The organism is Leptolyngbya sp. NK1-12 (genome assembly GCF_032598965.1).
Lineage (GTDB): Bacteria > Cyanobacteriota > Cyanobacteriia > Elainellales > Elainellaceae > Elainella.
In genome coordinates this window covers 3063377-3090260 of record NZ_CP053586.1, presented here as the reverse complement: position 1 = coordinate 3090260, position 26884 = coordinate 3063377, and the positions used below count along the sequence as shown (strand labels likewise).

General features: G+C 50.8%; 27 protein-coding genes and 1 other RNA gene. 14 read left to right on the top strand and 14 right to left on the bottom strand.

Going from position 1 to position 26884, the window contains the following annotated elements; all coding sequences use genetic code 11:
• Window positions 1-230: 230 nt before the first annotated feature.
• From HJG54_RS13000 to HJG54_RS12985, 4 genes are all read left to right on the top strand, one after another.
• Window positions 231-2993 carry an SMC family ATPase gene (locus tag HJG54_RS13000; RefSeq protein ID WP_316435397.1) on the top strand — a complete coding sequence of 921 codons (2763 nt, stop codon included), beginning with the start codon at window positions 231-233 and terminating at the stop codon, window positions 2991-2993.
• Window positions 2994-3061: 68 nt separating this feature from the next.
• Window positions 3062-4342, top strand: coding sequence for a tetratricopeptide repeat protein (locus HJG54_RS12995; protein WP_316435396.1), 1281 nt, complete (start codon window positions 3062-3064; stop codon window positions 4340-4342).
• 9 nt (window positions 4343-4351) lie between these two features.
• On the top strand, window positions 4352-5281 hold the full coding sequence (locus HJG54_RS12990) for a lysylphosphatidylglycerol synthase transmembrane domain-containing protein (RefSeq protein ID WP_316435395.1): 930 nt from the start codon (window positions 4352-4354) through the stop codon (window positions 5279-5281).
• 217 nt (window positions 5282-5498) lie between these two features.
• A complete protein-coding gene (locus tag HJG54_RS12985; protein ID WP_316435394.1) occupies window positions 5499-6545 on the top strand; it encodes a glycosyltransferase family 2 protein in 1047 nt (348 codons plus the stop codon).
• Between the two features lie 140 nt (window positions 6546-6685).
• On the opposite strand, the gene HJG54_RS12980 is transcribed toward HJG54_RS12985, so the two are convergent.
• Window positions 6686-6991: a 30S ribosomal protein PSRP-3 gene (locus HJG54_RS12980; protein WP_063834759.1), complete on the bottom strand. Its 306-nt coding sequence runs from the start codon at window positions 6989-6991 to the stop codon at window positions 6686-6688.
• A gap of 72 nt (window positions 6992-7063) precedes the next feature.
• On the opposite strand from HJG54_RS12980, the gene HJG54_RS12975 reads away from it, so the two are divergent.
• On the top strand, window positions 7064-7891 hold the full coding sequence (locus HJG54_RS12975) for a TIGR01548 family HAD-type hydrolase (protein WP_316435393.1): 828 nt from the start codon (window positions 7064-7066) through the stop codon (window positions 7889-7891).
• 210 nt (window positions 7892-8101) lie between these two features.
• On the opposite strand, the gene HJG54_RS12970 is transcribed toward HJG54_RS12975, so the two are convergent.
• From HJG54_RS12970 to hemW, 7 genes are all read right to left on the bottom strand, one after another.
• Complete coding sequence (locus HJG54_RS12970; protein ID WP_158673080.1) at window positions 8102-8242, bottom strand: hypothetical protein; 141 nt, start codon at window positions 8240-8242, stop codon at window positions 8102-8104.
• A 237-nt stretch (window positions 8243-8479) separates the two neighbouring features.
• Window positions 8480-8722, bottom strand: coding sequence for a hypothetical protein (locus tag HJG54_RS12965; RefSeq protein WP_316435392.1), 243 nt, complete (start codon window positions 8720-8722; stop codon window positions 8480-8482).
• Window positions 8723-8885: 163 nt separating this feature from the next.
• Window positions 8886-9899 (bottom strand): ABC transporter ATP-binding protein, encoded by a 1014-nt coding sequence (locus HJG54_RS12960; protein ID WP_316435391.1) that lies wholly within the window; start codon window positions 9897-9899, stop codon window positions 8886-8888.
• Window positions 9900-10061: 162 nt separating this feature from the next.
• Window positions 10062-11129: an LOG family protein gene (locus HJG54_RS12955; protein WP_036005478.1), complete on the bottom strand. Its 1068-nt coding sequence runs from the start codon at window positions 11127-11129 to the stop codon at window positions 10062-10064.
• Window positions 11130-11320: 191 nt separating this feature from the next.
• Window positions 11321-11641, bottom strand: a complete 321-nt coding sequence (gene trxA, locus HJG54_RS12950) for a thioredoxin (RefSeq protein ID WP_036005477.1) — start codon at window positions 11639-11641, stop codon at window positions 11321-11323.
• A 368-nt stretch (window positions 11642-12009) separates the two neighbouring features.
• Window positions 12010-13173 (bottom strand): GuaB3 family IMP dehydrogenase-related protein, encoded by a 1164-nt coding sequence (locus HJG54_RS12945; protein ID WP_036005476.1) that lies wholly within the window; start codon window positions 13171-13173, stop codon window positions 12010-12012.
• Window positions 13174-13288: 115 nt separating this feature from the next.
• Window positions 13289-14587, bottom strand: a complete 1299-nt coding sequence (hemW, locus tag HJG54_RS12940; protein WP_316435389.1) for a radical SAM family heme chaperone HemW — start codon at window positions 14585-14587, stop codon at window positions 13289-13291.
• Between the two features lie 314 nt (window positions 14588-14901).
• Here hemW and HJG54_RS12935 point away from each other — a divergent pair, with 314 nt between their 5' ends.
• Together HJG54_RS12935 and HJG54_RS12930 are read left to right on the top strand one after the other, a co-directional pair.
• On the top strand, window positions 14902-15981 hold the full coding sequence (locus tag HJG54_RS12935; protein WP_316435388.1) for a PIN/TRAM domain-containing protein: 1080 nt from the start codon (window positions 14902-14904) through the stop codon (window positions 15979-15981).
• A 31-nt stretch (window positions 15982-16012) separates the two neighbouring features.
• Window positions 16013-16195: a hypothetical protein gene (locus HJG54_RS12930; RefSeq protein ID WP_316435387.1), complete on the top strand. Its 183-nt coding sequence runs from the start codon at window positions 16013-16015 to the stop codon at window positions 16193-16195.
• Window positions 16196-16236: 41 nt separating this feature from the next.
• On the opposite strand, the gene HJG54_RS12925 is transcribed toward HJG54_RS12930, so the two are convergent.
• Window positions 16237-17193 (bottom strand): RNA polymerase sigma factor, RpoD/SigA family, encoded by a 957-nt coding sequence (locus HJG54_RS12925; RefSeq protein WP_036005471.1) that lies wholly within the window; start codon window positions 17191-17193, stop codon window positions 16237-16239.
• An 817-nt stretch (window positions 17194-18010) separates the two neighbouring features.
• Between HJG54_RS12925 and ffs the strand changes: the two genes are divergently transcribed.
• The 4 genes from ffs to HJG54_RS12905 all read left to right on the top strand — a co-directional run bounded on the left by ffs (window position 18011) and on the right by HJG54_RS12905 (window position 20858).
• Window positions 18011-18107, top strand: an RNA gene (ffs, locus tag HJG54_RS12920) — signal recognition particle sRNA small type.
• A 377-nt stretch (window positions 18108-18484) separates the two neighbouring features.
• Window positions 18485-18871, top strand: coding sequence for a phasin family protein (locus HJG54_RS12915; RefSeq protein ID WP_316435386.1), 387 nt, complete (start codon window positions 18485-18487; stop codon window positions 18869-18871).
• 268 nt (window positions 18872-19139) lie between these two features.
• Window positions 19140-19628, top strand: a complete 489-nt coding sequence (locus tag HJG54_RS12910; protein WP_051925711.1) for a hypothetical protein — start codon at window positions 19140-19142, stop codon at window positions 19626-19628.
• Window positions 19629-19778: 150 nt separating this feature from the next.
• Window positions 19779-20858: a glycosyl transferase gene (locus HJG54_RS12905; RefSeq protein WP_316435385.1), complete on the top strand. Its 1080-nt coding sequence runs from the start codon at window positions 19779-19781 to the stop codon at window positions 20856-20858.
• 57 nt (window positions 20859-20915) lie between these two features.
• Here the strand turns inward: HJG54_RS12905 and HJG54_RS12900 are convergent, their stop codons facing one another.
• Complete coding sequence (locus HJG54_RS12900; RefSeq protein ID WP_316435383.1) at window positions 20916-21092, bottom strand: zinc ribbon domain-containing protein; 177 nt, start codon at window positions 21090-21092, stop codon at window positions 20916-20918.
• A gap of 26 nt (window positions 21093-21118) precedes the next feature.
• Entirely contained in the window at window positions 21119-21712 is a 594-nt protein-coding gene (locus tag HJG54_RS12895; protein ID WP_316435381.1) for a hypothetical protein, read from the bottom strand.
• A 644-nt stretch (window positions 21713-22356) separates the two neighbouring features.
• Here HJG54_RS12895 and HJG54_RS12890 point away from each other — a divergent pair.
• From HJG54_RS12890 to HJG54_RS12880, 3 genes are read left to right on the top strand one after another with little or no spacing between them, the layout of a single operon-like run.
• A complete protein-coding gene (locus HJG54_RS12890; RefSeq protein ID WP_316435379.1) occupies window positions 22357-22863 on the top strand; it encodes a hypothetical protein in 507 nt (168 codons plus the stop codon).
• Between the two features lie 54 nt (window positions 22864-22917).
• On the top strand, window positions 22918-23121 hold the full coding sequence (locus HJG54_RS12885) for a hypothetical protein (RefSeq protein ID WP_036005462.1): 204 nt from the start codon (window positions 22918-22920) through the stop codon (window positions 23119-23121).
• Window positions 23122-23124: 3 nt separating this feature from the next.
• Window positions 23125-23541: a secondary thiamine-phosphate synthase enzyme YjbQ gene (locus HJG54_RS12880; protein ID WP_036005459.1), complete on the top strand. Its 417-nt coding sequence runs from the start codon at window positions 23125-23127 to the stop codon at window positions 23539-23541.
• 317 nt (window positions 23542-23858) lie between these two features.
• On the opposite strand, the gene HJG54_RS12875 is transcribed toward HJG54_RS12880, so the two are convergent.
• The 3 genes from HJG54_RS12875 to tkt form a co-directional block, all read right to left on the bottom strand.
• Window positions 23859-24224, bottom strand: a complete 366-nt coding sequence (locus HJG54_RS12875) for a hypothetical protein (RefSeq protein ID WP_316435378.1) — start codon at window positions 24222-24224, stop codon at window positions 23859-23861.
• A 74-nt stretch (window positions 24225-24298) separates the two neighbouring features.
• Entirely contained in the window at window positions 24299-24547 is a 249-nt protein-coding gene (locus tag HJG54_RS12870; protein ID WP_316435377.1) for a hypothetical protein, read from the bottom strand.
• Window positions 24548-24751: 204 nt separating this feature from the next.
• On the bottom strand, window positions 24752-26767 hold the full coding sequence (tkt, locus tag HJG54_RS12865) for a transketolase (protein WP_316435376.1): 2016 nt from the start codon (window positions 26765-26767) through the stop codon (window positions 24752-24754).
• Window positions 26768-26884: the final 117 nt, after the last annotated feature.

Sequence of the window (26884 nt, the reverse complement as noted above, 5' to 3'; positions counted from 1 at the left end):
TTGTGAAAGTTGGCGTCTAGAGTTGACTGTCTAGTTGCCTCCATATCCAGTTGCCTCTACATCTAGTTGGATGATCGGCTTTTAGTCCGAAAGAGTACACTATTGGTCAGCCAATGTGGTACAACCGTTCTAAGCGGCAAACGAAAAACTCGTTAAAGTGGCTGAAGCAAAATTCCCATCCTTAGCGGTTGGGTACCCAGGTCTAGTTGAGGGTTGGATAAGGCAGGTATATGGAGATCCTCGCGGTTACGCTAAAAAACTTTAAATCGCATGGCGATCGTCGCTTTAGTTTCCAACCCGGAACCAACGCCATCTGTGGAGAAAATGGTGCCGGTAAGACCAGTATTCTAGAAGCAATTGCCTGGGTGCTATTCAACCATCGTGGCATTTATAAAAACGAGGACTTGATCCGCAACGGGTCGGGCAGCGCCCAGGTGACGGTGTCGTTTATCTCCAACCGAGATGGACGCACCTACGAGGTGCAGCGCTGCACCAGCAAAGGCTATACCATTTTTGACCCGCAGCTCGGCGTCAAGCTGGATTACCGCCATATCGAAGATGAGATCATTCCCTGGTTACGGCAGCATCTGGGCGTGGCACCTGGAACGGATCTGGCTCGTCTGTTTGCCAACACGATTGGTGTGCCGCAGGGCACCTTTACCGCCGATTTTTTGCAGCCTCCCGACCGCCGCAAACAAATCTTTGACTCGATTTTGAAAGTTGAAGAATATCGCCAGACCAATCAAGACCTGCTAGCGGTTGAGAAGTACGGTAGAGCAGAAGTCGCAACCTGCGAACAGGCCATAGCGCAATGCGAAGAATTACTCAAGGACTGGGAACTGCTGCAAGCGCGTCGGCAAATCTTGAGCGATGAAATTGCCAACAACGAGGCCACCCTACTCAAACTGCAAGCCGAATTGACGGTTCTGCAAGCCGAAAAGGATAAACTCGCCCAGCAAGCTCAACAGATGCAGCAGCTTACCGCCCAACTCCAGCAGCTCACGGCTCAGGTCGAAGGTCGCCAGCAGACAGTTAACCTGTTGCAGCAGGCAGTCCAGCGCTCGCAGCAGGCGGTTGAGATCTGCACGACTCATCGGGCCAGCTACCAAGCCTATCGCCAAATCGAAGCCACGCTCCAACAGCTCGAACAGCAGCTCAAACAGCGCCAAATCCTCTGGAAACAGCGGGAAGCACGACAGCAGCAGTTAGTCGAACAGCACAATCAGCTCACCCGGCTTGGCCTCCAACTCGAAGCGTTGACCGAAGCCGCCAGCCAACTCGAAGCCCTCCAACCCCTAGTCGCTCAACAAATTGAGTGGGAGCAGCAGCAGAGCACCATTGTGGACCAGCTCAATCAGCTTCAGGCATTCAAACTAGAGCAGCAGAACCTGACGCGACAGCTCAACAAACTGCAAAGCGATCAGACCAGGCTGGAGCAGGAAATCGGTCAAATTCAAGCTCACCAGGCCGAAGTTGACCAGATTCCTGCCTGGGAGCAAAAGCGCGAGCGGCTACAGGAGCAGCTCAGCCGCGTCGAAGCCGCCAAACAGTTTGAGGCCGAATTGCGGCAGTTGGTGACGCTAGGCGAATCTCGCCGCGATCAGCACCAGAGCCAGACGGAACAGGTGTTGGCAGTTTTGCACCAGATGCAGCAAAGTTTGCCGCTGATGGCCAACTCCTCGTTTGAAGCCACACTGCACGCCCTGCAAGCCGGAGTTCAGTTGAATACCGATCTGCTGAATGCCCTCTGGCGAATTTTGGCAGACCTGTCTGAACAAACCTCTCCAACCAAACTGCACCACCAGCTTCTGCACGTGAAGCAGCAGCTAGAGCAGACCTACCAGTATCGCGCCGAGCTAGTCACACTAGACAGCCGCCAAACACAGTCGGTCTATGTGCAGGCAGAGATGCACCAGTTGCAAACCCGTTTGGCCCAAGTGCAGCAAGCTCTAGCCGCTGAACCAACCTGGCAGCAGCAGCGAGCCGATTTGATCAGCAAACTCAACCAGCTGGATAACCCCAAGGGCCGCAGCCAACTTTTGGAACGCAATCTGCAACAGCACAGTGCCCTGCACGCTCAATACAATTCCCGCTTGGCAGAATACACGGCGCTCCAGCAGCAAATCACCGACCTCGATGCTCAGTTAACCCAGTTTGCCGAAGTAGAAACTGCGCTTGAGCAGCAACAGCAGCTGCGCCAAACCCACCAGTCGGGTTATCTCACCTACGTGCAGCACCAAAACGATGCGAATCAGCTGGCTGGGGTAGAAGCCGAACTACAAACCGCCACCACCCAACTGCGCCAACTCGAAGCTCAACGCCTTGCCGTTCAAACTGAGTATGAGCAGTGCAGCCAAACCTACGATCTCGATCGGGCGCAGCAAATTGAGGCCGTTTATCGAGAAACTTGCAGTCAAGCCGATCAGATTGCTGGCGGATTGCCGCAGCAGCGCAAACTGCTCCTAGAGCTAGACAGTCAGCTTGAGATGCTGCAAACCACGGCTCAAAAGCGCGACCGGGCGCAGCTGGAACTGAAACAGTCCGAGAAAGTGCGTCGATTCATCACCTTTGCCCGCAAGGTTTACAAAGAAGCAGGGCCGCGTATCACCGAACGCTATGTGCAAACCATTTCACGAGAGGCAGATCGGCTGTTTCGGGAATTGCTCAATCGGCCTAATCTGGCGCTGGAGTGGACCCGCGAGTACGATATTCTGGTGCAGGAAGGTGCTCATACACGCCGCCTCGTCAACCTGTCAGGCGGTGAGCAAATGTGTGCAGCCCTGGCGGTACGGCTGGCTCTGTTGCGAGTGTTGGCCGATGTAGATATTGCCTTTTTTGATGAACCCACCACCAACATGGATCGGCCCCGCCGCCAAAGCCTGGCCGAAGCAATTGCCAATATCAAAACCTTCCGGCAGTTGTTTGTGATCAGCCACGATGACACCTTTGAACAGGTCACGGAAAACGTGATTCTAGTCGAACGCGAGGTTTAGCATCGGCCCAAAAACACAATAGAAGCAGCATGGCGTTATAAACTTTAATAAAATTGCCAGCAGGAGTTATGAGAACAACGCCCTATGGTCTGCTCTATATCTTTCCGATCCTGGCTGTGTTCCTGCTTGAGCCAGAAGTAGTTTCTGCCCAGACCGAGCCGCTGCCCCCACCTGAAATTCAGGCTACGCCCCTGCCCTCGCCCGAACCACCGCCCCTGCTTCCCGCTCAGGAAGAAACGATCCGGCAGTTGGTAGACAAAGAAATTGACAGCAGCCAAGCCATTTCCAACCGCATCGATGAAAAGGTACATGACACATTTGGTTGGACGATCGATTTGCTCAATCTCTTGATTGCTGTACTGATTGCCATTCCCATTGGTACCGGCTTTGTCCTCTGGTGGCTGCGCCAGAGCGTAATTGACCGGCTGGTCAGCGATATCCGCAAGCAGTTTCAGCAGGAAGCCGAGCAGTTGATCAAACAGCAGCTAGAGCAAGAGGTGACGGCAAGGCTACAACAGCAAATTGAAGCCTCGGAATTGGAACTAAAGCAGCTCAGGGCCGAGTTTGAACAGCGCCTCGATCACCTCTACCGCGATGCCGAAGCCAACAAGACTCAGATTGTGCTGGAGCTAGAACAACTCCTTGCCTCGGTGGGTCAGGAAGATACCGCTCCCCCACCGATTGAACGCCGCCTGCGCCAACTCACCGACCAATTGGAATCGATTAAAGCGGGCAGCCACCATGTTGAATTCTCCGCGACTGATTATCTGAAGGAAGGCGAGGCCTTTTATTTGGGCCGCAGCTATGACGATGCTGTTGCGTCCTATCAAGCGGCCCTCGCGATTAATCCGGACCTGATTGACGCTTGGCTCGGCCTAGCCAAAACCCTCCGCCGGATGGGGCGCTATGCAGACGCCGTAGCCGCCAACGACGAAATTATTCAGCGCCAGCCCCATAACCCCTGGGGGTGGTTTGGCAAAGGCTACAGTTTGTCTGATATGCAGCAGTACGAAGCCGCCCTCAACGCCTACGACAAGGCTACTCAGTTAGAACCCAACCGCAGCACCTTCTGGAAAAACAAAGGCTATGTCCTAACAAAGCTGCACCGCTACCCAGAAGCAATGGACTGTTTCGACAAGGCACTCTACATTAAGCCCCAGTCTCCCAGTGCTCTCTACTGGAAGGCTTACGGCTATGCTGCTCAAGGTCAGATAGACGAAGCAGTCACCGCTCTGCAAGCCGCAATTGCCCGACGCCCAGACCTACGAGAAAGCGCCAGAACCGATCCAGACTTTGATGGTCTGCGCTCCACCAAAGCGTTTCAGCATCTGCTGGCTGCTAGCTACTAAGGCAATTTCATGCATTCATCTCCACAGCAGTTGATTTCTGGTATCAAGCAGGGTTTAGCTCGATTCAAGCCCTACTTCCGCTGGCTGATTCTGGGCGCAACGCTGTTCTTCATTGCCACAGTGCTGCATCGGCATTGGGATGAAGTAAAAACGCTGCGGATTGACAACTGGCAGTGGTTGGGCATGTCTCTGGGTGTAACGCTGCTGGCCCACATTTGGACCGGCTGGGTCTGGGGTTGGATTTTGCGGGCATTGGGGCAGCCTGCTTCCGCTCGCTGGAGTGTTTTAGTCTACTTAAAGACCAACATCACCAAATACTTACCTGGCAACATCTGGCATTTCTATGGCCGGGTTCTGGCTGCTAAACAGGCTGGTATGCCAACGAGTGCTGCAACCCTGAGTGTGCTGTTAGAGCCTTTGCTGATGGCGGCGGCAGCTCTGATTATCGCCCTGCTCAACGTCAGCCAAAATTGGGGACTGCAGTTGCTTTGTCTGGCGGTTGTGCTGATGGCTGTGCATCCCAGCGTGTTGAATGGCTTGGTGCAACTAGCCAGTCGCCTCAAAGGTAAGGCTGAAGATCGCTCCCAGGTGCCAACCCAAATCAGTCGTTATCCTTGGCTGCCCCTGTTGGGCGAAATTGGATTTGTTACCCTGCGGGGAATTGGGTTTTTACTCACGCTACAGGCACTGCAACCGATTCCACTGGTGCAATTTCCGATTGTATTCAGTGCCTTCAGTATTGCTTGGCTGCTGGGGTTGGTGATTCCGGGCGCACCCGGCGGCATTGGCGTCTTTGAGGCCACTACCATTGCCCTATTGAATTCCCACTTACCAACCAGCGTGATTCTGGGCAGCGTCGCCCTCTATCGCCTAATCAGCACCCTGGCCGAATTGATTGGAGCTGGGTTGGCCTACTGGATTGACCGGGCCGAAGCCTAGCAGTGAGCTAAAGTTGCAATTCTAAAAATTCCAACTCCAGAAATTCCAACTCCAGAAATTCCAACTCCAGAAATTTCAACCCAAACTGATAGATTCGCAAGTTTTTGGATTAGATGCTTGCTCCCAGCGTCAATACCCGTGACAATCATCTTCATACTTTACTAATGTCCGGATTAATCTCTGGTAATGTCAGGTGAGGAGTGAGTTGAGCCGAGCTATGAACCGATCGATTCTGTCTGGTTTATCGAATGAATTATCCAATTTGTCTGAATCGTCTGCCTTAGCAATCGCTTCAGTTCCAGTCAGGGTTTCAGCCGTTGTGCCGATCTACAACGAGGTAGAGAGCATTCCCATTTTGGTTGAAACCATTGCCCGAGTGTTTCAGGAAAACCAGATTTCCTACGAAATTATTTGCGTCGATGATGGCTCGAAAGACGGTTCTACCGACCTGCTGCGCCAACTAGCCCACACCCGCTCCGACCTCAGGGCTGTACTGCTGCGCCGCAATTATGGTCAAACTGCCGCGATGGCTGCTGGCTTCAACCATGCTAGAGGGCAGGTAATCATCACGCTAGATGGGGATTTGCAGAACGACCCAGCCGACATTCCGTTGCTGCTGGCCAAGCTAGACGAAGGCTATGACCTAGTAAGCGGCTGGCGTAAAGACCGACAGGATGCCATGGTGACTCGCCTGATCCCATCTCGGATTGCCAACTGGCTGATTCGCAAGGTTACCGAGGTACAAATCCATGACTACGGCTGCTCCCTCAAAGCCTACCGTTCTGAACTGGTGCGCGATATGAACCTTTACGGCGAGCTGCATCGCTTTTTGCCAGCCCTAGCCTTTATTGAAGGCGCGAGAATTGCTGAGATGCCGGTCCGCCATCATGCTCGGCGCTATGGGCAAAGCAAGTACGGCTTGGGCAGAACCTTCCGGGTGCTGATGGATCTCGCCACTATTTTCTTCATGAAAAAATTCCTCACCCGCCCGATGCATGTATTTGGTCTGTTTGGCCTGGTAGCTATGCTGTTGGGAATTTTGCTCGGCGTTTATCTGACCATCCTCAAATTTGGCCTGGGTGAAGCCATTGGCGACCGACCGCTGTTGATTTTAGCCGTGGTGCTGTTTCTGACTGGAGTACATCTATTCAGCTTTGGTTTACTGGCTGAGCTGTCGATGCGCACCTACCACGAATCCCAGAATCGACCCATCTACCGCGTGCGGGAAGTTGTAGAGTCCCAAAAAGCGGTAGAAGATTTGTAGCAATCCGAGCGGAGTTGGTGATTCGCAGTTCGTAGTTCAGAACTACGAGCAACCAAAAACAGGGGCAGACAAAAATAGGGGCAAGCGCTATGCCTCCCCTCTAACCCCATGATTACTGTTAGCGCTCTATTAGCAGAGACTCAGGCGCTACCGGTGAACGTCACCTCTGGAAACTTAGCTTGCGCTTCCGCCATAGGTTGCCGCTTGCCTTCTTCTTGCCAGTAGTTAATCACTTCGGTTGCTTTATTGAGCAACTCAATTCGATCGGCTTCAGAAATCCAGTGCTTTGCTTCCAGCTCAGCTTTTAACTGCTCCCAGGCGTCATTGCGGGGCCAGAAAAAGTAGGACGTTAGAGGACTCGTCCCTTTTCCTACAACCTGGTCAACCGCCAGGGCAACGTTTTGTTCTAGCCAGAGAACCTTCAAAATGAACTTGGACAAAAACACCTCCCGAACAGTCAAGCTGTTCCCAATCTTTTTACTTGTACAATCCTCTATGTTAGTCTACAGAACCTCAGGATGGCTCAGAAAACTGCCTCAACCGCCCTAGCAATTGTAATTTTTGATATCGATGGCGTCATTCGGGATGTGAGCAACTCCTACCGTCTAGCTTTAGCAGATACGGTAGAACGCTTTACTGGCGGAGCCTATCGCCCCTCTCAAACCGAGATCGATGCCCTCAAAACAGAAGGAGTGTGGAACAACGATTGGGAAGCCTCTCAAGAGCTAATCTATCGCTACTTTGAAGCGCAAGGCCAACCCCGCTCCCAACTCGCCCTCGACTACAACGCAATTGTGGCATTTTTTCAAAGCCGCTACCGTGGCCCTGACCCCGATAATCCAGACCACTGGACTGGCTATATTTGCCATGAGCCGCTGCTGATCCAGTCCTCTTACCTAGAGCAATTGACTCAGGCCAATATTCGCTGGGGTTTCTTCAGCGGCGCAACAAAGGGATCAGCTGCCTACATCTTGCAGCGTCGTTTGGGCCTACAGGAGCCGATTCTAGTAGCAATGGAAGATGCACCCGGCAAGCCGGATCCAACCGGGCTTTTTATGACCGTGGAACAAATAGAAAAGCAAAGCCAGCTTGAAGCAGCAGTTCCAGTGATCTATGCCGGAGACACGGTTGCGGATTTACAAACGGTACAGCGAGCTAGGGACCTACAGCCAGAGCGGACTTGGATTGGCGTTGGTGTTCTCCCTCCCCATGCTCAGCAGTCAGAAGACTATGCCCAGACCTATGCCGCGAACCTAAAGCGAGTAGAAGCAAAAATAGTCCTGAATAATGTAGAGCAGCTTGATTTAAACCAGATTCAGCAATTAATCAACCAGTCAATCAATTAGGTAGGATCTAAGCACATAGTCTTTAATAGGCAGGCACTTGAATGCAATAGTCAAGCGCAGCATAGTTAGGAGATTAGAAGGATAATCGCAAAAATAACTTTATACAAGCAAAATACGGACTGGCTACAAAGCATGGCTGCAAACATGACTGAAATCAGTAGAGCACGGCTCCATCACGGCCATTCCACTGCCATTCCTACGTAGAGCCAGCTAAATCAGACGGGCCGTTTTGTTGCGGCTGAAGGAAGACAGCAGTTCGTACAGCCACTCCAAACCCATTTCGCTCACCCAAGCGGGCATTTCATCCGAGTAGGGCTGGGGTGCTAGAGCGTCAGTAAGCTGGGATTTCATCGAAGCCTCCTTAATTGGGTATTTCTCCTAGCTTTAGATTACTGGAAACTATATCAAGGGACTTCTGGGAGCGATATAAAGTTCCGATGAAGATAGGTAGAAACCCTGCCGTAGTTTCGCGGATTCGTGCTTTCTGGTTATCGCCATAGCTTTCAACAAGAAAGGGGCTGCCTGTTCACACCCCCTTCCGTCTGCTATTTTTCCTGCTATTTTTTATTGTGAGAACTTTAGAAGCTTTTAACTGAGGCGACCCAACTGGCTTGGTCTTGCCGCTACGACTCGATGTCTAAACAGCTTGCGGGAACGCTCAAGCACAGCTAACGGTACAACAACTCCCCAGAAAAGGGCACCCACTAAAACAATCATCCACGACAGTTTGTGTCGCTTTGATGTCGAACCATCTAGCCAAAAGGCGGCGAGCAGAATTCCGAAGAACAGCCCGGCTGTCAGCAAATAGAAAGAAACGAAATTCGTTTGCATTGCTCAAGTCCTTTGCCGTCGATTTTTGCTATCGGTTTGATCAGTTAGTGACATGGCCAACTGTCTTTCAACTTTACACGCTGGATCGGCCTCTAACCGGAAAACTTTAAAAAGATTATGAACACCATCTTAAGATAGATGTTTTTTCCGAAAATCCTCTGTCTCAATGTGTAGCTCCACCGAATTCAGAGGTATTTAGGGCTGTACCAGACCGGAACACCTGACCAATCACCTCTTCGATTGGTGGATCAGTCACCGTCAGGTCAACAATTTCTAACTTTGCCAACAGCCGCGCAATGGTCTGGGTCAAGTCCTCCTGAGGGACAATAAAACGCACCATCCGCCCAGCGGCTTCTTTCACTTCTCCAAAGATTTGCAGATCGGCCGTGGGTTGGTCTTCGGCTAGCTCAACGGTGATTTCGCGGCAGGGAGCAAAGCGCTCTAACAGCCCGTCCAGGCTGCCATCGTAGATCAGTTGACCGGCATAGATGACCAAAACCCGCTTACACAGAGCCGTAATGTCTGCCATGTAGTGACTCGTCAACAAAACTGTAGCGCCATAGAGTTGGTTATACTGCCTCAGAAATTCCCGCACGCTTACCTGAGCGTTGACATCCAACCCCAGCGTCGGCTCGTCCAAAAACAGCACGCTAGGACGGTGAATCAGCGCCGCCAGCAGCTCCGCCTTCATCCGTTCTCCCAACGACAGCTTGCGCACCGGCTGATTTAATTTATCGCTGAGGGTCAGCATGTCACTCAACTCCCCAACCCGCTGGCGAAACTCGCTGTCGGAAATGTCATACACAGCGGCATTGATCCGCAGAGAATCGAGTGCCGGCAAATCCCAGAGCAACTGCTGCTTTTGCCCCATCACCAGCGTAATCTTACGCAGAAAGGCTGCCTCTCGTCGAAAGGGTACATGCCCCGCCACCTTCACCTGTCCCGTTGAGGGATGGATCAATCCCGTCAGCATTTTCAGCGTTGTAGTTTTGCCTGCCCCATTCGGTCCTAGGAAGCCGACCACTTCTCCCGCTTCAATTTGAAACGAAACCGACTGCACTGCCGGCACCGCACGGTAAGTACGCTTAAAAAAATGCAGCAGAGTTCCTGCTAAACCTGGCTCTTTCACCGCCACAGGATAGATTTTGCTGAGGTTTTCGACCGTGATGATAGACATGGGGAAATATCAAACCCAACTAAATGCCTTGCATTAAAATCATTCAGACTACATAGGCGGTTTGCAAATCGCCCCTACAAAGCGATGGCTGACCAACCGGACTCAATATCAACACACACCCTACATATCTCACTTGTTGTGTCTTTAACCTCTTACTTAGGGTTACTTCTGTTCCGGATGCTTGCTTTCGGGGGCATCCAAACCGAATTGATTGATCACGCGCAGCATTTGATAGAGTCGGCCTAGGTCGCGCTGGTTAAAATACATAACAAGACGGGGCAGGTGTTCGGTTTCGCTACCAACTTCCTGGGGCAGAGCAGTGGTTTTTTCAATCCGGCCCTGGATCAAAATGTCGCTAAAGTTTTGATTTAAATACTCGACATCGGCATCGGACAGTTCTAAGTTGAGGCGAATCACCAAGCGATTGCCGACATAGCGACTAGAGTGAAACACACGATAGAAGCCAGCGATGGCTTCACAGGCAACATCCACCCGGTCAGTAATCGTATAGAGGTGCAGATCATCAGCGCTGATCAGGCCGGGCTTGAGCAAATGTTCCCGCACATGGGATTCCCAGCCTTGCCAGTAGCTGGTACCGGGCGGATCGATTAATACTAGGGGCAGCAGGTCGGATTTGCCGGTTTGCATCAGCGTCAAGCACTCAAACGCCTCATCCTGGGTGCCAAAGCCACCGGGAAATAGAGCCAGCGCATCGCTCTCTCGCAAGAAAAACAGCTTGCGGGTAAAGAAATATTTGAAATTGATCAGCTTGGGATCACCTTCAATGAATGGGTTGGAGCCTTGCTCAAACGGTAACCGAATGTTTAAGCCAAAGGATTTTTCGATTCCAGCTCCTTCATTTCCGGCCTGCATAATGCCAGGACCACCCCCCGTAATCACCATAAACCCTTGGGCGGTGACACATTTGGCAAAGTCCACAGCCATCTGATATTCCGCTGTGTCGCGCCGAATTCGGGCTGAGCCAAAAATCGCAATTTTGCGGACGTGCCGGTAGGGATAGAAAACCCGAAAGGCCCGCTCCATATCCTGCAAGGAAGAGGCTAGAATCTTCCAGTCAAGTCGATCCCCCTCTACCTCGGCCATACGAACCAGAGTTGTTAACGCCTGTTGGATCAGCGCTCCATGTTTCATCGTGGGCAACTGACTCAACAACTCGCTAATCTCTGCCTGAAGAGATGACAAGGAAGAGGAGGAAGGGAATAGGGTCATGAATTTTCTATCGATGGGCAGTAGTATATTCTATCGAGATTTGGGGCCAGTTGAGAGAGCCTGAAGTCAGCCTGACAAGTCAACCTCCGCCAATCAGCAAATCGTCAGCAAAAACCTCCTGTAAGAGGTTCGAAGCTGCAGAAGCCAGTTTCAAACGCTCTTATCAGGAGGTTCAAGCTGTGGAGCAAAAGCTAGATGTACTTCTCTAACGTGCTTGCTAGTGTGGTCTTAGGGACTGCACCAACTACCATATCGACGCGCTGCCCTCCCTTAAAGATCATCAGCGTCGGAATGCTGCGAATGCCATATTTGCTGGCCACACTCGGATTATCGTCGGTATTAACCTTCACCACTTTGACTTTTCCGGCGTACTGCTCAGCAATCTCATCGACTACAGGAGCGACCATCCGGCAAGGGCCACACCAGGGTGCCCAAAAATCAACTAGAACTGGAACAGAGCTTTCAATCACCTCTTGTTCAAAGGTTTCATCTGTAACTGCGGCTGCTGACATGCCTCAAAACCCTTAAAGCCTATGTTATGTTTCAAAATCTTACCATAGCGAAAAGAGGCTGTCCCGGCTAGCAGTTCTATACAATCGGACATATTTTGTGGAAACAGTTTTTTGTGATCTGGGTTCAAGCCGTGAACAAAAGAACGTGAACGAGAGCATTGGGCCTTAGAAATTTCTAAAACCAGCCCCAAAAGAGGAACCGCCTGAACAAATTAAGTCCAGGCGGAGTGTGGTGTGAGGAGTGAACGGAAACATGCGTCTCCGCTACTTCCATTGTAAGCGACAGATCTGGTTTTTTAGGAGGTCTTCAGGATCCTGGCTAGATAAACTTCTATGACGCAACTTGACAGAGAGTCCCTCTTGCCCATCTACTTACCCATACCGAGCTGCTGAGCCTTTTGGTACACCTTGCCTTCGGTCAACAGAGACGGAGCAATTACCACCTCGACTTGCTGCATCTCTTGGATATTCTTTGCGCCTAGCGTCCCCATACTGGTCTTGAGCGCACCTAACAGGTTGTGGGTGCCATCATCAAGCTGAGCTGGGCCGCGCAAAATCTGCTCGAGCGAACCGGTCGTACCGACTCGAATTCGGGTGCCGCGTGGCAGGACTGGACTCGGCGTCGCCATGCCCCAGTGGAAACCCCGTCCTGGCGCTTCAGCAGCTCTAGCAAAGGGCGAACCAATCATCACGCCATCGGCACCGCAGGCAATACATTTACAGATATCGCCGCCCGTAATCAGCCCGCCGTCGGCGATTACGGGCACATACTTTCCAGTCTCGCGATAAAAATCTTCTCTAGCAGCAGCACAATCGGCTACGGCAGTCGCCTGAGGCACTCCGACACCCAGCACACCACGCGACGTACAGGCAGCTCCCGGACCAATGCCCACCAGCACAGCCGCCGCTCCAGCTTTCATCAGGTTGAGCGCTACTTCATAGGTCACACAATTCCCCAACACAACCGGCATCGGCATTTCCTGACAAAATTCGGCCAGGTCAAGCGGCGTGACAGAATCGGGCGAAAGGTGGGCGGTAGAAACCACCGTGGCCTGAATAAAGAACAGGTCAGCTCCGGCCTTGGCAACCGCTGCACCATATTTGGCCGCTCCGGCTGGGGTAGCACTGACGGCTGCAATACCGCCTTGCTGTTTGATTTCTTGAATCCGCCGCTCAACTAGTTCCGGTTTGATCGGAGTGGCATAGAGTTCCTGCATCAGCGGCACAAATTCGGTTTTGTCTACTGCCGCGATCCGATCCAGAATTGGATTGGGGTCTTCGTAGCGAGTTTGAATACCCTCCAGGTTGAGGACGCCGAGAGCGCCCAACTGAGCAAGGGCAACTGCCATCTTGACATCAACTACCCCATCCATTGCACTGGCAATAATTGGAATTTCTCGCTCAATGTTGCCAATTTGCCAGCGAGTATCGGCCAAACTTGGATCTAACGTGCGTGGTCCTGGAACCAGCGCAATTTCGTCGATTCCATATGCTCTACGAGCAGACTTACCCCTGCCAATTTGAATGTCCACGCTGCTTTACCCTATTTCTTAAGACTTATTAAAGTTAGACTACCAAATCTGCGTCAGAAGTGTTTTGAGAACTGAAAAAAGATGTGAGGATACCGTTAACTTTCTGTATCCAAAGTTACTTACTACTCACAGGTTCAGCTAGGCGGTTAAATAACTCGGCCAGTACTCGATTGGAGAATAGAAATCCTTCTGGATCGGTGAGCCGCATGCGCAAATCCCCAACTCGAGTGGTGGCTATTGATAAATCCGAACTGGATAAGCCTTGTGCATCTACCAGTTCAACCCAACCCGATTGGATGTAGGGCACTACGGTCATTAAAATCTGCTCTACGACCTGCTCACCGAATTGGAGCGCCAAGGTTTTCAAACTCAAGCCTTCTGCTAAGCGCAACCCCAACATTAGCGTATCAAGGAGGGCTTCCTGAGGCGGAGTCACTAGGGCGTCAATCCTGCCCTGAGTCTTGTAGCCCTGCACCCATTGGTAGTACTCGCGGCGTTTGCGGGGACGGGTAAAGCGCTGACCCTGGGTATAGCTAGCTGCTCCCATCCCAAAGCCGTAGTAGGGCCGGTTCTCCCAATAAACGCGATTGTGGCAGCACTGAAAGCCTGGTTTGGCATAGTTCGATACTTCGTAGTGCTGATAGCCAGCTTTGGTCAACGTCTGCTGCGCTATGCGATACATCTGAGCGGTCATTTTCTCGGTTGGTAGGGGCTGGACTCCCGGTTGATACCAGCGATCAAAGGCTGTACCCGCTTCAACGGTTAAGTCATAAACCGAGATGTGCTGGGGCTGTAGGGCGATGGCGGCCTCTAGGGACTGCTGCCAATGCTCCAGGGTTTGGTGCGGTAATCCAGAGATCAGATCGAAGCTGAAATTGATCAGACCTATCTGATCAATTAGCTCAACAGCTGCCTCAATATCAGTCGGGGTATGGGTCCGCCCGCAAGCCGCCAGCAACTCTGACTGAAACGCCTGCACCCCTAAGCTGATCCGATTGATCCCTGCCGCTTGATACCCCCGCAATCGAGGTTGATCCACGGTGTCTGGATCGATTTCCATCGAAATTTCGGCATGCGTGGCGATGCCAAACTGCTGCTGTAAGGTATCTAGCACCTGCTCTAGCTGAGGTACGGTGAGCAGAGACGGAGTGCCGCCTCCCAAAAATATTGTTTGCAGCGGTGGTCCCAGAGCAGCCGTGGCGCGAATTTCCTGACAAAGAATCTCTACATATTCGGCGATTGTGCCAAAACCATCGGCTGAGCTTGATTGCTTTGCCAAGGGTGGACGATCACCTACCACCGAAATTGGAAAGTCACAGTAGTAGCAGCGCCGCCGACAAAAAGGAATATGAAGGTAGGCTGCCGTAGGCATGGGGCTGGAAACCGTCGCTGAATTAATCTGTGTAGAAACCATAGGAAAGATTGCCCTATCTCCCGCCCGGTTTGCCGAACCAAATCAGACAAACCGCATCCGGTAAGGGAGCGATATAATGAGGCTGAGCTGATCAAGCTGCTGAGTTAGGCTTTACGCCTCGGTTATACCGTTTTTATCCTTATCTATAAGCTTTGATCTATAGGCTACTGATTGCCTTATTCCCATTGCCTTATTCCCACGGGGTAGAGTCTGGCTCGGCACTCAATTGAATGTCTCACCTCGATTAGCTGGTTTAACTCTCACTAGAGAACTTGAGCCAGAATTAATTGCCCCTTCCAACGTGGGTTCGAATCATGCTTGATGCCATTATTATCTTTTCATTCATCATAGCAGGGGCAGGAATTGGCTTTTACAGCGTGGATTTACTGCCTGCTGATGTGCTGGACCAAGTCACCAACCTTGAGGGATTGAGTTCCGTCACGGGTGGCTTCGGCGCGTTGATTGGCTTGGTGCTGGGGTTGGTTGCCCAAACCGCCTACCATCGGCTTGAACGGCGCGTGCGAGAAATGCCGGTCGATGTGCTGCTGAGCCGCTCTGTAGGTCTAGTCCTGGGTTTGCTGGTTGCCAACCTGATGCTGGCCCCCATCTTTTTGCTGCCGATTCCGCGAGAGTTTGCTTTTATTAAGCCCTTGGCGGCGGTGTTGGGCAGTGTCATGTTTGCCTTTTCGGGCGTCAATTTAGCCGATACACACGGGCGGGCACTACTGCGGCTGATCAACCCAAACAGCGTGGAAACCATGCTGTTGGCTGAAGGAATGCTCAAACCCGCAGCCACTAAAATTCTCGATACCAGCTGTATTATTGATGGGCGGATCGAAGACCTGCTGCGCACCGGGTTTCTGGAAGGCCAAATTCTCGTGCCCCAGTTTGTGTTGCAAGAACTCCAGCGCATTGCTGACGCCTCAAACGACCAAAAGCGTGCTCGCGGGCGGCGCGGTTTAGATATTTTGAATCAAATCCAAGAGGCATTTCCCGAACGAATCACCATTCACCCGGCTGATTATGACGACATCGCCACTGTCGATGCCAAGCTGGTGAAGTTGGCCCAAGAGATCAACGCCACGCTGCTGACCAATGACTACAACCTGAATAAGGTCGCCAGCCTGCAAAAGGTCATCGTGCTCAATGTGAATGATTTAGCCCAAGCGCTACGACCAGCCTATTTGCCAGGTGACTTAATTGATCTCAAAATTCTGAAGCAGGGCAAGGAACCCGCCCAAGGTGTGGGCTATCTGGATGACGGCACGATGGTAGTTGTTGAAGAAGGCGGGCAGTATATCGGTGACGAAGTTTCGGTTGTGGTGACTGGCGCGCTGCAAACTTCGGCTGGGCGCATGATTTTCGCCCGTCCCGAAGCCTCAGTTGTAGCTTGATCGTGTAGCTTGATTTGAGCTTTCAGCACCAATGCGACCTACTCGCACCAAACTCTGTGCCCACTGTCAGGTAGCGGCAGCTCAGCTGTTTCGCGCCCGAGTTGATGCATCGAATCAATGGATTTTTCTCTGCTCCGCCTGTTTGCCTGTCTTAAAAGAAAATAACCCCCATTATGTCTATGGGGGCACTTGGAAGGCGGCTAAGAAACGATAGCTATGTGATTTGGTCGTTGAGTTCAGGCCCAACGGTCGAATTCAGCTTGCTAGATACTCCCGAATATCAGCTCGTCGCTTGCGCAGTTTAGTCAGCGCCTCCCGCTCAATTTGGCGTACACGCTCCCGGCTGATATTGAGCCGATCACCAATCTTAGCCAAGGTCAACGACTGACCGTCTTCTAATCCAAACCGAAGCGACAACACTTCCCGCTGCTGAGGAGTTAAATCGGCTAAGAGTTGCTCCAACTCACCTCTAAGGGCTGACTGAGAAGCAAAGTCTTCTGGAGAAGGACCTGTATCCTCCAGTAGCTCGCCCAGTTCGGTGTCTTGATTATCTCCTACTCGCAGATCCAGGGACAGAGGCTGGCGTGCTCGCTCCAAGTATTCCCGCACCTGTTTAGTTGTTAGATCTAATTCTGCTGCCAGCTCAGATGCCGTAGCCGCCCGTCCTAACTTTTGTGCTAACTGCCGCTGCGCTTTCTTAATCTTGTTCAACTTCTCGGTGATGTGGATCGGTAGACGAATCGTGCGTCCTTTCTCAGCAATGGCACGGGTAATGGCTTGTCGAATCCACCAGTAGGCGTAGGTCGAAAACCGATAACCCTTGGTTGGATCAAATTTCTCGACGCCTCTCTGCATGCCAATCGTGCCTTCTTGGATCAGATCCAACAGATCAACATTGCGCTTGATATACTTTTTCGCCACCGAAACTACCAAACGCAAATTGGCTTCAACCATCTTGCGCTTAGCGAATTCACCTTCAGCCACAATCTGCTGCAATTCTGCTACCGAAATCTTGGCTTGTTGAGACCATTCCTCTAAATCTGGTTCCCGCCCAACCTTGGCAATGAACTCTTCCTTAAGCTCATTGAGGGCTGCAAGGCGCTGCACCTGCTTACCAAAGAGAATTTCCTGCTCATGGCTCAGTAACGGCACTCGTCCGATTTCTCTTAGATAAGCGCGCACCATATCAGGGGAAGTTGAAGTCGTATTCATAGCGCCAAATCCAAAGTATAGAAGAGAAGTTTAGAACATTTGTACTATTTTGAGAAGTGGCAACCCATGTTTCCAGGCACCAAGTCCAGGAATCAAAATCAAGTCAGAACCCTAAAAACGTTATTGGACCTAGTAATAAATACAACAAGCGTTTAAACCTAATCACTGGACTTCCTAGTTCTGTAACTAGTTCTGTAGACTGAGACTCCCTCAGCTCCGCCTATGGTGTGTAAACCCCACTCCAACAAAAAGTATTACTGACTAAAATGTCACACTTTATACTGCTAAGCCAACAGCGACAGCGAGACTTTACAGTTAATTAGTGCATTGCTCGGCTGCCACCAGCCAAACTTTCGTTAAGCTGAAACTCAGTTTTCATCCCCCGCGGATTGATGATTTTCTCAAAATTGTAACATTTGTTCATGAAGCTGTCACATGTTTTGAAGCCTACCGTGGGTTCGTTGATTTCCCAAATGTAGCTCTAGAATACTGGTTGAATCTGATTAACGAATGCATCCTGAGGAACAAAATGGCGGTTTTTTATTGATCCTAGGCTCTACCCCACGGGTGAGAAATTTTCATTTTTTTTAATATTTGATAGTTCGTCGTCTAGAACTCTACTTCCCCAGAGAAGCAAGAGAAGCGAAAGCACAGCCATTGCGTGAGAGCTAGCACTTACAGGAATTTACTGGTATGCAACGAGTCGATATCAAACAGCCGGCATGTAAAGCACCAACGTTCAATTGTTCACCTGCCCAGCCTCTAGTTCCGCCTTCGGCCTTCTATGAATGACAACGAATGATGTTATGCTTAAAAAGACTCGGACTCATGCGGTCACAACGCCCAAACCTTGTCAGGACCGGAAGGTAGCAGCAATACGGGATGCTTGTGACAGGCGTGATCTCCGGGTCACTTTTTTTAAATGTTGAGTTTTGAGTTTTGAGTTTTGAGTTGGTTGGTGACAGGATTTTAAGTGCTAAGTTTTGAGTTTTGAGTGTTCAGTTTTGAATGCCTTCTGAGATTCAAATCCTGCTCCCTGCTTCATACAGGCTGTGTCACGCGGCTGAGTAAACCAAGCTTCTACAACTCAAAACTCAAAACTCAAAACTCAAAACTCAAAACTATCACCAGCTTCATACAGGCTAAGTCACCCTTCAACATGGCTAAGCAAACCTAGCTACAACTCAAAACTCAAACCTCAACACTCAACACTATTAATAAGTTTCCTCCTATCCTAGAGACATGGCTCCATATTAAAAGGGTCTGATGGCATAAAGGAGTGAAAAACGCGATGCCTGGTTTTGGAGATATCGTACAAAAGGCATTTTATTTAGGTGTAGGGGCTGCCTCCTATGCAGCAGAGAAGGCAGGCGTCACCTTGTCAGAACTAAAGGTGCAAGCCCAGAAGATCGCTGATGAAATGGTGGCTCGCGGCGAAATGACCACCGAAGAAGCAAAACGCATGGTGGATGAGATGGTAAGCCGAGCACAGCAGGTGCCGCCCTCATCTGAAGCCGACCGGCCTTCTGAACCTCGTAGAATCGAAATTTTGGTAGAAGATGTCGAGGACGAGTCGGCCTCCACTCCTCGATCTGAAGCTCCTCAATCGCAGGTAGATGATCTGCGGCAGCAAGTTGCCAATTTACAAGAAGAACTGCGACGGCTGAAGCAGGACTAAAAAAGTAGTTTTAAGTTTTGTAGCTTACTTCTGCATAGCAGTGTTTTAAGTCTTGAGTTGAGTTTGTGTACAGACTTAACGCTGAGAGCTACGCTGGTTCTCGTTCTGCGTTTATTGCCTTTCCCCCCAAACCTAGACAACCTGCTTAAATTACGTGCTACGCCACCAACCCTTACAACCCCAAACCTTACAACCATTGGGAAGACCGGTAACAAGTCAACTCAAAACTCAAAACTCAAAACTCAAAACTTAACACTTAATATGAACTATGGAAAACTGGCAACAAGACTGGTTTAAAGCCTTTGAAACCATTGCGGCGGAAGTGGGTCAGCTGTTTGAAGCAGTAGGGCGCGACTTGGCAGAAGCTACCGATGCGCTGCTTGACCTGTCGGAAGAGGTCGCAGACGACGTAGAGGACACCCTTAATCAAATTGATGAAGTATTGGCCCCGAAGCTAGAGCAGCTCGATGAGCAGATCGGACAGTGGCTTGATCCAGTCGTGCAGGCGATTTGGGGCATCGAGGCAACGATTGACCGGGCCGTGGAACCTGTAACCCACACAGTTGAGCCTTGGCTGAACCAGCATCCGGCTTGTATCGGCTGTCGCAATTATCACGGTCAGCAGTATGGTGGGAATTTCCTGGTTTGCGCCATGCATCCCTATGGGGTGGAAGAGGGCGTCGAGTGTCCCGATAAGGAGTTGATCAACTGGTCGTTTCCCGCAAGTGGCGATCCGCAAGACCATAATAACTTTTAACGCTCGCATCAAGTTCCGGTGAGGAGTACCAAGATGCCCTAATTTTGCTCAGTAAAACTTGGTATAAAGGAGGGGTAGATGCACCCTGATTATTTTGCCCCCAGCATTATGCCTGGGGTTTTTTAGTATTGGATCTCCTTTCATGCTTCTATGCCTCAACCTTTTCTGTACGTTGCAATTACCAATCATGGTTTCGGTCATGCTACCCGGATGGCCTCGGTTGTGGCAGACGTGAAGCGCCTCTGTCCCGATGTATTAATTGCGCTAGTGACTACGTCCCCCCGTTGGCTGCTAGAGTCCTATTTGCGCACAGATTTTATTCATCGCCACGCGGTGTTAGACATTGGAGTGATTCAGAGCGACAGTTTGGCAATGGACCGAGCCGCTACGCTGGATAAGCTGAAGCAACTGCAAGCCCAAGAAAGGCAGCTCGTGGCTGGGGAAGCAAATTTCATTCGCCAGAATCGGATGAGTTTGGTGCTGGCCGATATTCCTCCAATTGCCACGGCAATTGCCCACGCGGCCGGAGTGCCCTGCTGGATGATCAGCAATTTTGGCTGGGATTTTATCTATCGAGCTTGGGGCGGTGAGTTTATCGAGATCGCGGACTGGATTGCGGCCCGCTTTGGCCAGTGCGATCAGCTCTTCCGGCTGCCCTTCCACGAACCGATGAGCGCCTTTCCTACAATCACCGATGTGGGCTTGACTGGCGGCTCACCCCATTTTTCGCTAACAGATCTACGCACTCAGTTCAACCTGACAGCACCACCAGAGCGGACCGTTTTAATGACCTTTGGGGGCTTGGGTCTAGACCAAATTCCCTATCACAATCTGGCCAAATTCCCGGATTGGCAGTTTATTACCTTCGACCGCAACGCGCCGGATCTGGCCAATCTGTGCAAAATTCAGGACCATGCTTATCGTCCGGTAGACTTTATGCCGCTCTGTGGCCGGGTGATGTCGAAGCCGGGATTTAGTACCTTTGCCGAAGCCTGTCGCTTGGATGTGCCAATCGTTTCCGTGACTCGCGATGGTTTTGCCGAAGCGCCGATTCTGCTGAATGGGATGCAAGATCACAATCCACACCAGATTCTCACCCCAGACGAATTCTTTCACGGCGACTGGCAGTTTCTGCATGAGCCAGTCCAACCACCTCGCACCGATAAACCCGTTGCCAAAGACGGCAATGAAGCGATCGCCCGTGCTGTGGTTGACTATTTTCACAGTTGATTGACAACTCCGCCGCTCTGAAGGGCAGGAAGTCTTGGTTCATTGGGATAGCTCATGCTACTTGCCCTCCCCAAAATTCACTGCGATGTGCCCCACCGCTCTATAGCGACGTTGCCTGACGACTTGCGCCGCAGCAATATCTCGATTTGTCTCATACCCGCATTCAGGACACTTATAAACCCGATCGGATAGTTCCTTTTTGTCCGTGTGCGTGCAGCGTCTTGCGTGATTCATTAAGACCGTCTTGGAATCGTGATTCATTAAGACCGTCTTGGAATGATGATGTGATCAAATCGTCCCTCACACGAGGATCTTTCTCCAGAAGTGCTGATTGAACCGTAGAAACTGTCGGTCACGCTAAGCCTCCTGCCGGTAGGCAACTGAACACTCAAGGACACTGCGCAATTTGCAACTGCTCTAGGTCTATCTGGTAAAACCATTTCAAACAATTGCTCAAGGTATGCAGTATCAGAAGACGACCGCTCAGAATATTTTTCGGTTGTTGTTCTTACCGTTGCACGCGCTGTGACCGTTGATTCAGGATGGATAAAATTTAAGACTCTAGTAGGAGGAAAATTGCATGAGCCTTCCAACGTTTCAATGGAAGTGACAAATCCTGGCGGAGATGCTTGAGCGGTTGGTAGCTCAAAATTAACTTGCCGCAAAGAACAAAGTCCCTCTCCTTGTTTAACGTAATAGGTTTTCGTAGAAGAATCGTAAACAATGTTGCTCTGCCACAATTCCATTGCCTCCTGAGGACTTTGTCCTGGAATAAGCGAAGGAAACGCACTAACACGAACTGACATCAATGTCATCAAGCCCACAGACAAAACCGTGGTCCAATTAATTCTCATATCTCAAACATCTTCATCTCTCTGCTTAAGATAGTGTCGGGACACCTACTTTAGAGGTAACACCGGCAATCATTTTAACCTTTACGTCTAGGTAGTTTACTTCTCGTTATCAGTATCGCGTCCCATGCGGTACTTTAATGTCATAGTTGATGATGAAATCAAGCTCTTCTTCTGTAAAACCCTAGTAATTAGCAAGAAGACGATCAATTTTATCCATGATTGATTTTGATAAGTTTTGTCAAAATTCCTAGAACTCCCAATCCTGCCGAACTCTAATATATTCTTTTGGTAGTCCTGTATCAAGAGAGTAAAAACGTCTAGAAGAGTTTTAAGAACACTAATTTTTAGGTTTCCAACAGGGAATTGAGCAACATCTACACCCGTAATATTTCTGCCATTTCCCACGAAATGAACCAGAAGAAAAAGAGCGAACTATTTACAAAATGCCCCAACTATCTTGCTTACATCCTTTGAAACGAAGCATGAGTGAGGTTTAGCATACTCCTATTATCGAACTTTGGATAAACGCTGTCCAGTTTATTCAAAAGTCGTCCTGAAGGACAGGGCTTGTATCCCATTCCTTTAGTCAGAGTTAAATAGGTTAAGGAAGTTGGGACCGAACTGTTGCATCTCTCGATGGCGCAATGGCCAATAATGAAGCAAAATTCCCGGATATAGCCACATTGGATCTAGCGATTCGGGATGCCCGTGCCGTCCTGGAGCAACAGCAGCAGTTGCGGCAATTTTCTTTGACTCAGCTCAATATTTTGTTTGTGGTCAACACGGCCCTCTTGACCATCTTGGCAATTTCACGCCTAATTTTCACCTGGAGTTGGTTCAGCCTGATCGAGCTAAGTGGTTTTTTGCTCAGCTTTAGCTTGCTGATCTATGCCCTGTTGCCGCGCCAGACCTTGATTACACCCAACCTAGACGACCGGGAAACGCTGGAGCGCTATCTGGCTCTACCGCCTGATCAATACCGGCTGCAAATGTTGACCAATTTAATCGAGGTCTATAATGCTAATAAGCAACGGTTAGATGATATTACCCAAGCCTTACTGTTGGCTAGCTACGCGCTTTGGACGGTGGTTGTGATTGTGTTGCTACACATTCTGAGCAGCCTTTTGGCAGGAGTTTTTAAAGAGTTTTGAGTTTTGAGTGTTTAGTTTTGAGTTGGCTCTCAATCCAATTTCTAGGTTTAATCTATGAGTCTTAGCTCAGCTCGTTTTTCTGAAACTAATCTGCGGATCAAACTTCCCAAGCCGGACTTGCGGAATATCACGGTCCTGACGCGCAAGCTGCCCAACATCCCAATTCTGCCGTGGAATCATTACGACTCTCCTTGGCTGGAGTCAGACGATAAACTGGTTGAAGACCAGACTCCGGCTGAAGAACCGACTGACGATTAATCAATGGCTCAATACCAGCAAATTATCAAAGTCCAAACTCAAGGCAAAAAATTGCACAAGGTCACGTCTAAAGTGGCGGCAGTGGTAGCAGAGTCGGGTATCCAAACCGGGCTGTGTCACCTGTTTTTGCGCCACACCTCGGCTAGTTTGATCATCCAAGAAAACGCCGACCCGGATGTATTGGCTGATCTGAGCAATTTCTTGGCAAAGCTGGTTCCCGATGGCTATCACTACATCCACAGCACCGAGGGACCAGACGATATGCCCGCTCATATCCGCACAGTATTAACCCATACTTCTGAGCAAATCCCCATCGCCAACGGACGGTTAGTGTTGGGGACTTGGCAAGGCATCTATGTTTGGGAGCACCGCGATCACAGTCATTTACGGGAGTTATTTGTCCATATTGCGGGTGATTAGTGGTAAAAGCCCAAAAATCTTCTCCCTAACTCTCCCTAACAAGGTTACGAGATTTCCGGCGGATGCCAACCCGCCATGACCCAATAACTTCGCACCTCCAAAGCATCTGGATCATCACTCAAATGAAGCGCGACAACTGTTGCTCGTCCAATTGCCGTTTTCCCAATAATTCGCAAACCATCTTCAGACTATCGAAAATCTCTGACCAAGCCTTGCCATGACGAGGTGCTGAGGACTCAGGCAATAGCCACACCGATTTTGAGCAGAGGCCCGAATACGACGTTCAACCTCAACAGAAATGTAAGTTTTCGCCATCGCTATGAGGCTAAGGGAGGCCGCAAGCCTCGATTTACAGCAACTTGTAGAGCACGAGCTTTGCGAACTAACCCACAGCGATAAATTCGCATTAGCTCGTCTAGCTGCTGAGTTTCAGCTTGAGACAGTTGCCCTTCCCGATGCCGAGCTAAGAGATCGCTGAGGCTTGCTTCCTGATCGGCTGGCATTTGAAGATCGCATAGGCTAAGCACCTGTTCGTCCGGTAAAGATTCGACCGGCAGCTCTGCAACAGCGCGGTCGATCCACTCGATTAGAACATCTTCTAAGCTTCGGTGGGTCAGCGCTGCAATATCCTTAGCCTGCTGTGCTAATGCCTCTGGAAGCTCCAGCGTAACAAGTTCAGTCATAGAACTTTGGTAATTTGTAACTCTATTTTATGAGTTGCTTTTACATTCCCTCTATGAGCACTTCTGTGAGTTTGCTAATTTTTTGTTGATAGCGAAGGTTGGGGCTGCACGACTGAAATATCATCCACAGCTCGCAGTCGTCCCCGCACAATGGCATAAAGCATCCGATCAATCACCGAGCGTTCCTCGTCGGTCAGGGACTCGGCCTGAAGCAGGGCGGCCAATAGCCCATAGCGGTCTGCCAATGTCAGATGCCCGGATTCTGTTGCTTGGGCAAACAGTTCTGAAAGGGCAGAGTCTAGCAGGCAGATCTGAATTGACATGTACAGAGTTCACGAGGGTGGCTTATGTCAGATAATATCGCTGATTCGAGCCGGGCAGAAGGTGATAATTGGCTGCAATTCGTGTGATTTATAGCACAAGCAAGCACAATCCTTGAACAAAAAGCAGTAAAAAAGCCCTCCGATTGGAGAGCTAAAGATTAAGATTCAGTAAAACTGAGTCAACTGAGAAGGCGTTGGCCGCCCTTACCCAAGAAGTGCCTTGGCTTTGCTCAATACGTTATCAACCGTAAAGCCAAACTTCTCCATGCAGGTACCGCCCGGAGCCGACGCGCCAAACCGATCAATGCTGACCGAGTCGCCTTCGCTGCCGACATACTTGCACCAGCCCATGCTGATGCCAGCCTCGACCGACAGCCGCTTTTTCACTGCTTTGGGCAACACCGACTCTTTGTAAGCCGCATCTTGCGCCTCAAACAGTTCCCAAGAGGGCATGGAGACTACCCGCACCTTGCGACCTTCTGCCGTCAGTTTTTCAGCCGTCTGGACGCAGAGATTCACCTCAGAACCCGTGCCGATCAGAATCAGCTCCGGCGTGCCGTCGCAATCCACCACCGTATAGGCTCCCTTTTCGACGCCAGCAATCGAGCTACCGGCCAAGTTGGGCAGGTTCTGCCGCGAGAGGGCCAGCAGCGTCGGACGGTTTCGCTTCGCGTTTTCGATCGCCACTTTGTAGGCGCCAGAAGTTTCGGTTCCGTCTGCCGGACGAATCACGGTTAGCTGAGGAATCGCTCGCAGCGACGCAATTGTTTCTACCGGCTGGTGGGTGGGACCATCTTCGCCAAGCGCCACCGAGTCGTGGGTCATCACCCAGATCACGCCCGCATGGGACAGGGCCGACAAGCGAATCGCGTTCCGCATGTAGTCGGTAAAGATCAGGAAGGTCGCGCCGTAGGGAATCAGCCCAGAGCTATGCAGGGCAATGCCGTTACAGATCGCACCCATGCCATGTTCGCGCACGCCAAAGTGAAGATTACGGTTTTCGTAGCCGCCTTTTTGGAAGCTGCCAGAGCATTCCAATTCAGTCAGGTTGGAATGGGTCAGGTCAGCCGAACCGCCAATCAGTTCCGGCAATACTTCCGCAATCTTGTTGAGGCAGATTTCCGAATGCTTACGGCTTGCCAGCGCTTTGTCTTCAGGCTTGTAGGTAGGCAGCACCTTATCCCAGCCGTCGGGCAGCTTGCCGCTGATCATCCGCTCGAACAAGGTGGCATCTTCGGCATATTTGGTCTTGTACTGCGCCCAGATTTCGTTCCATTCGGCTTCGGCACTGGCACCCCGCTCAATTGCTTGCCGCATGTGGCTAAGGGCATCATCGGGCACCACAAACGGCTCATAATTCCAGCCCAGGTTTTCGCGGGTGAGTTTAACTTCATCGCCACCGAGGGCCGCACCATGGACGCCTGCCGTGTTTTGCTTGTTCGGCGAACCGTAGCCAATCGTGGTTGTCACCTTGATCATGGTTGGCTTGTCGGTGACGGACTTGGCTTCTGCGATCGCCTTAGCAATGGCAGCCAGATCGGTGTTGCCGTTTTCCACATGCAGCACATGCCAGCCGTAAGCCTCGAATCGCTTGGAGACATCTTCGGTGAAGGCGATATCGGTAGAACCGTCGATCGAAATATGGTTGTCGTCGTAGAGGGCAATCAGCTTACCCAATCCCAGGTGACCGGCCAGCGAGCAGGCTTCGCCGGAAATGCCTTCCATGTTGCAGCCATCGCCCACAATCACATAGGTGTAGTGATCGACCAGGGTGAGGTCTGGCTTATTGAACTTAGCAGCCAAATGAGCTTCTGCAATCGCTAAGCCGACTGCATTGGCAATGCCCTGACCCAGCGGCCCAGTCGTGACTTCCACACCGGGCGTTTCAAAGTTTTCCGGATGTCCGGGCGTTTTGGACCCCCACTGACGGAAGTTCTTGATTTCGTCGATCGTCACACTGTCGTAACCCGTCAAATACATCAGGGCATACTGCAACATACAGCCGTGACCTGCCGACAGCACAAACCGATCGCGGTTGAACCAATAGGGATTTTTGGGATTAAACCGCATGAATTGATCCCAGAGCACAAACGCCATTGGAGCAGCACCCATCGGCAGTCCTGGATGTCCGGACTTGGCTTTCTCAACGGCATCGATCGCCAGGAATCGGATGGAATTAATACAAAGTTCTTCGAGGGATTGGGTTGTCGCAACAGCCATGACTTTCTCTACTCAACAACGGCTAACGCTTGGATGGACAGAAGATTGAGCGTCGTACAATAACTTACCGAGCAAAAAAGTAAGTAACTATACCTATTGCCCTTTTTTTAGTTTATA

Bases quoted from the DNA above. Each gene is read 5' to 3' on its own strand.
- HJG54_RS12890 (WP_316435379.1), top strand. From the start codon at position 22,357: ATGGCCAATAATGAAGCAAAATTCCCGGATATAGCCACATTGGATCTA.
- HJG54_RS12880 (WP_036005459.1), top strand. From the start codon at position 23,125: ATGGCTCAATACCAGCAAATTATCAAAGTCCAAACTCAAGGCAAAAAA.
- HJG54_RS12990 (WP_316435395.1), top strand. From the start codon at position 4,352: ATGCATTCATCTCCACAGCAGTTGATTTCTGGTATCAAGCAGGGTTTA.
- trxA (WP_036005477.1), bottom strand. From the start codon at position 11,641: ATGTCAGCAGCCGCAGTTACAGATGAAACCTTTGAACAAGAGGTGATT.
- HJG54_RS12925 (WP_036005471.1), bottom strand. From the start codon at position 17,193: ATGAATACGACTTCAACTTCCCCTGATATGGTGCGCGCTTATCTAAGA.
- hemW (WP_316435389.1), bottom strand. From the start codon at position 14,587: ATGGTTTCTACACAGATTAATTCAGCGACGGTTTCCAGCCCCATGCCT.
- HJG54_RS12930 (WP_316435387.1), top strand. From the start codon at position 16,013: ATGCGACCTACTCGCACCAAACTCTGTGCCCACTGTCAGGTAGCGGCA.
- HJG54_RS12955 (WP_036005478.1), bottom strand. From the start codon at position 11,129: ATGACCCTATTCCCTTCCTCCTCTTCCTTGTCATCTCTTCAGGCAGAG.
- HJG54_RS12885 (WP_036005462.1), top strand. From the start codon at position 22,918: ATGAGTCTTAGCTCAGCTCGTTTTTCTGAAACTAATCTGCGGATCAAA.
- HJG54_RS12870 (WP_316435377.1), bottom strand. From the start codon at position 24,547: ATGTCAATTCAGATCTGCCTGCTAGACTCTGCCCTTTCAGAACTGTTT.
- HJG54_RS12970 (WP_158673080.1), bottom strand. From the start codon at position 8,242: ATGAAATCCCAGCTTACTGACGCTCTAGCACCCCAGCCCTACTCGGAT.
- HJG54_RS12935 (WP_316435388.1), top strand. From the start codon at position 14,902: ATGCTTGATGCCATTATTATCTTTTCATTCATCATAGCAGGGGCAGGA.
- HJG54_RS12915 (WP_316435386.1), top strand. From the start codon at position 18,485: ATGCCTGGTTTTGGAGATATCGTACAAAAGGCATTTTATTTAGGTGTA.
- HJG54_RS12975 (WP_316435393.1), top strand. From the start codon at position 7,064: ATGGCTCAGAAAACTGCCTCAACCGCCCTAGCAATTGTAATTTTTGAT.
- HJG54_RS12895 (WP_316435381.1), bottom strand. From the start codon at position 21,712: ATGAGAATTAATTGGACCACGGTTTTGTCTGTGGGCTTGATGACATTG.
- tkt (WP_316435376.1), bottom strand. From the start codon at position 26,767: ATGGCTGTTGCGACAACCCAATCCCTCGAAGAACTTTGTATTAATTCC.
- HJG54_RS12910 (WP_051925711.1), top strand. From the start codon at position 19,140: ATGGAAAACTGGCAACAAGACTGGTTTAAAGCCTTTGAAACCATTGCG.
- HJG54_RS12985 (WP_316435394.1), top strand. From the start codon at position 5,499: ATGAACCGATCGATTCTGTCTGGTTTATCGAATGAATTATCCAATTTG.
- HJG54_RS12965 (WP_316435392.1), bottom strand. From the start codon at position 8,722: ATGCAAACGAATTTCGTTTCTTTCTATTTGCTGACAGCCGGGCTGTTC.
- HJG54_RS13000 (WP_316435397.1), top strand. From the start codon at position 231: ATGGAGATCCTCGCGGTTACGCTAAAAAACTTTAAATCGCATGGCGAT.
- HJG54_RS12905 (WP_316435385.1), top strand. From the start codon at position 19,779: ATGCCTCAACCTTTTCTGTACGTTGCAATTACCAATCATGGTTTCGGT.
- HJG54_RS12995 (WP_316435396.1), top strand. From the start codon at position 3,062: ATGAGAACAACGCCCTATGGTCTGCTCTATATCTTTCCGATCCTGGCT.
- HJG54_RS12960 (WP_316435391.1), bottom strand. From the start codon at position 9,899: ATGTCTATCATCACGGTCGAAAACCTCAGCAAAATCTATCCTGTGGCG.
- HJG54_RS12900 (WP_316435383.1), bottom strand. From the start codon at position 21,092: ATGAATCACGCAAGACGCTGCACGCACACGGACAAAAAGGAACTATCC.
- HJG54_RS12875 (WP_316435378.1), bottom strand. From the start codon at position 24,224: ATGACTGAACTTGTTACGCTGGAGCTTCCAGAGGCATTAGCACAGCAG.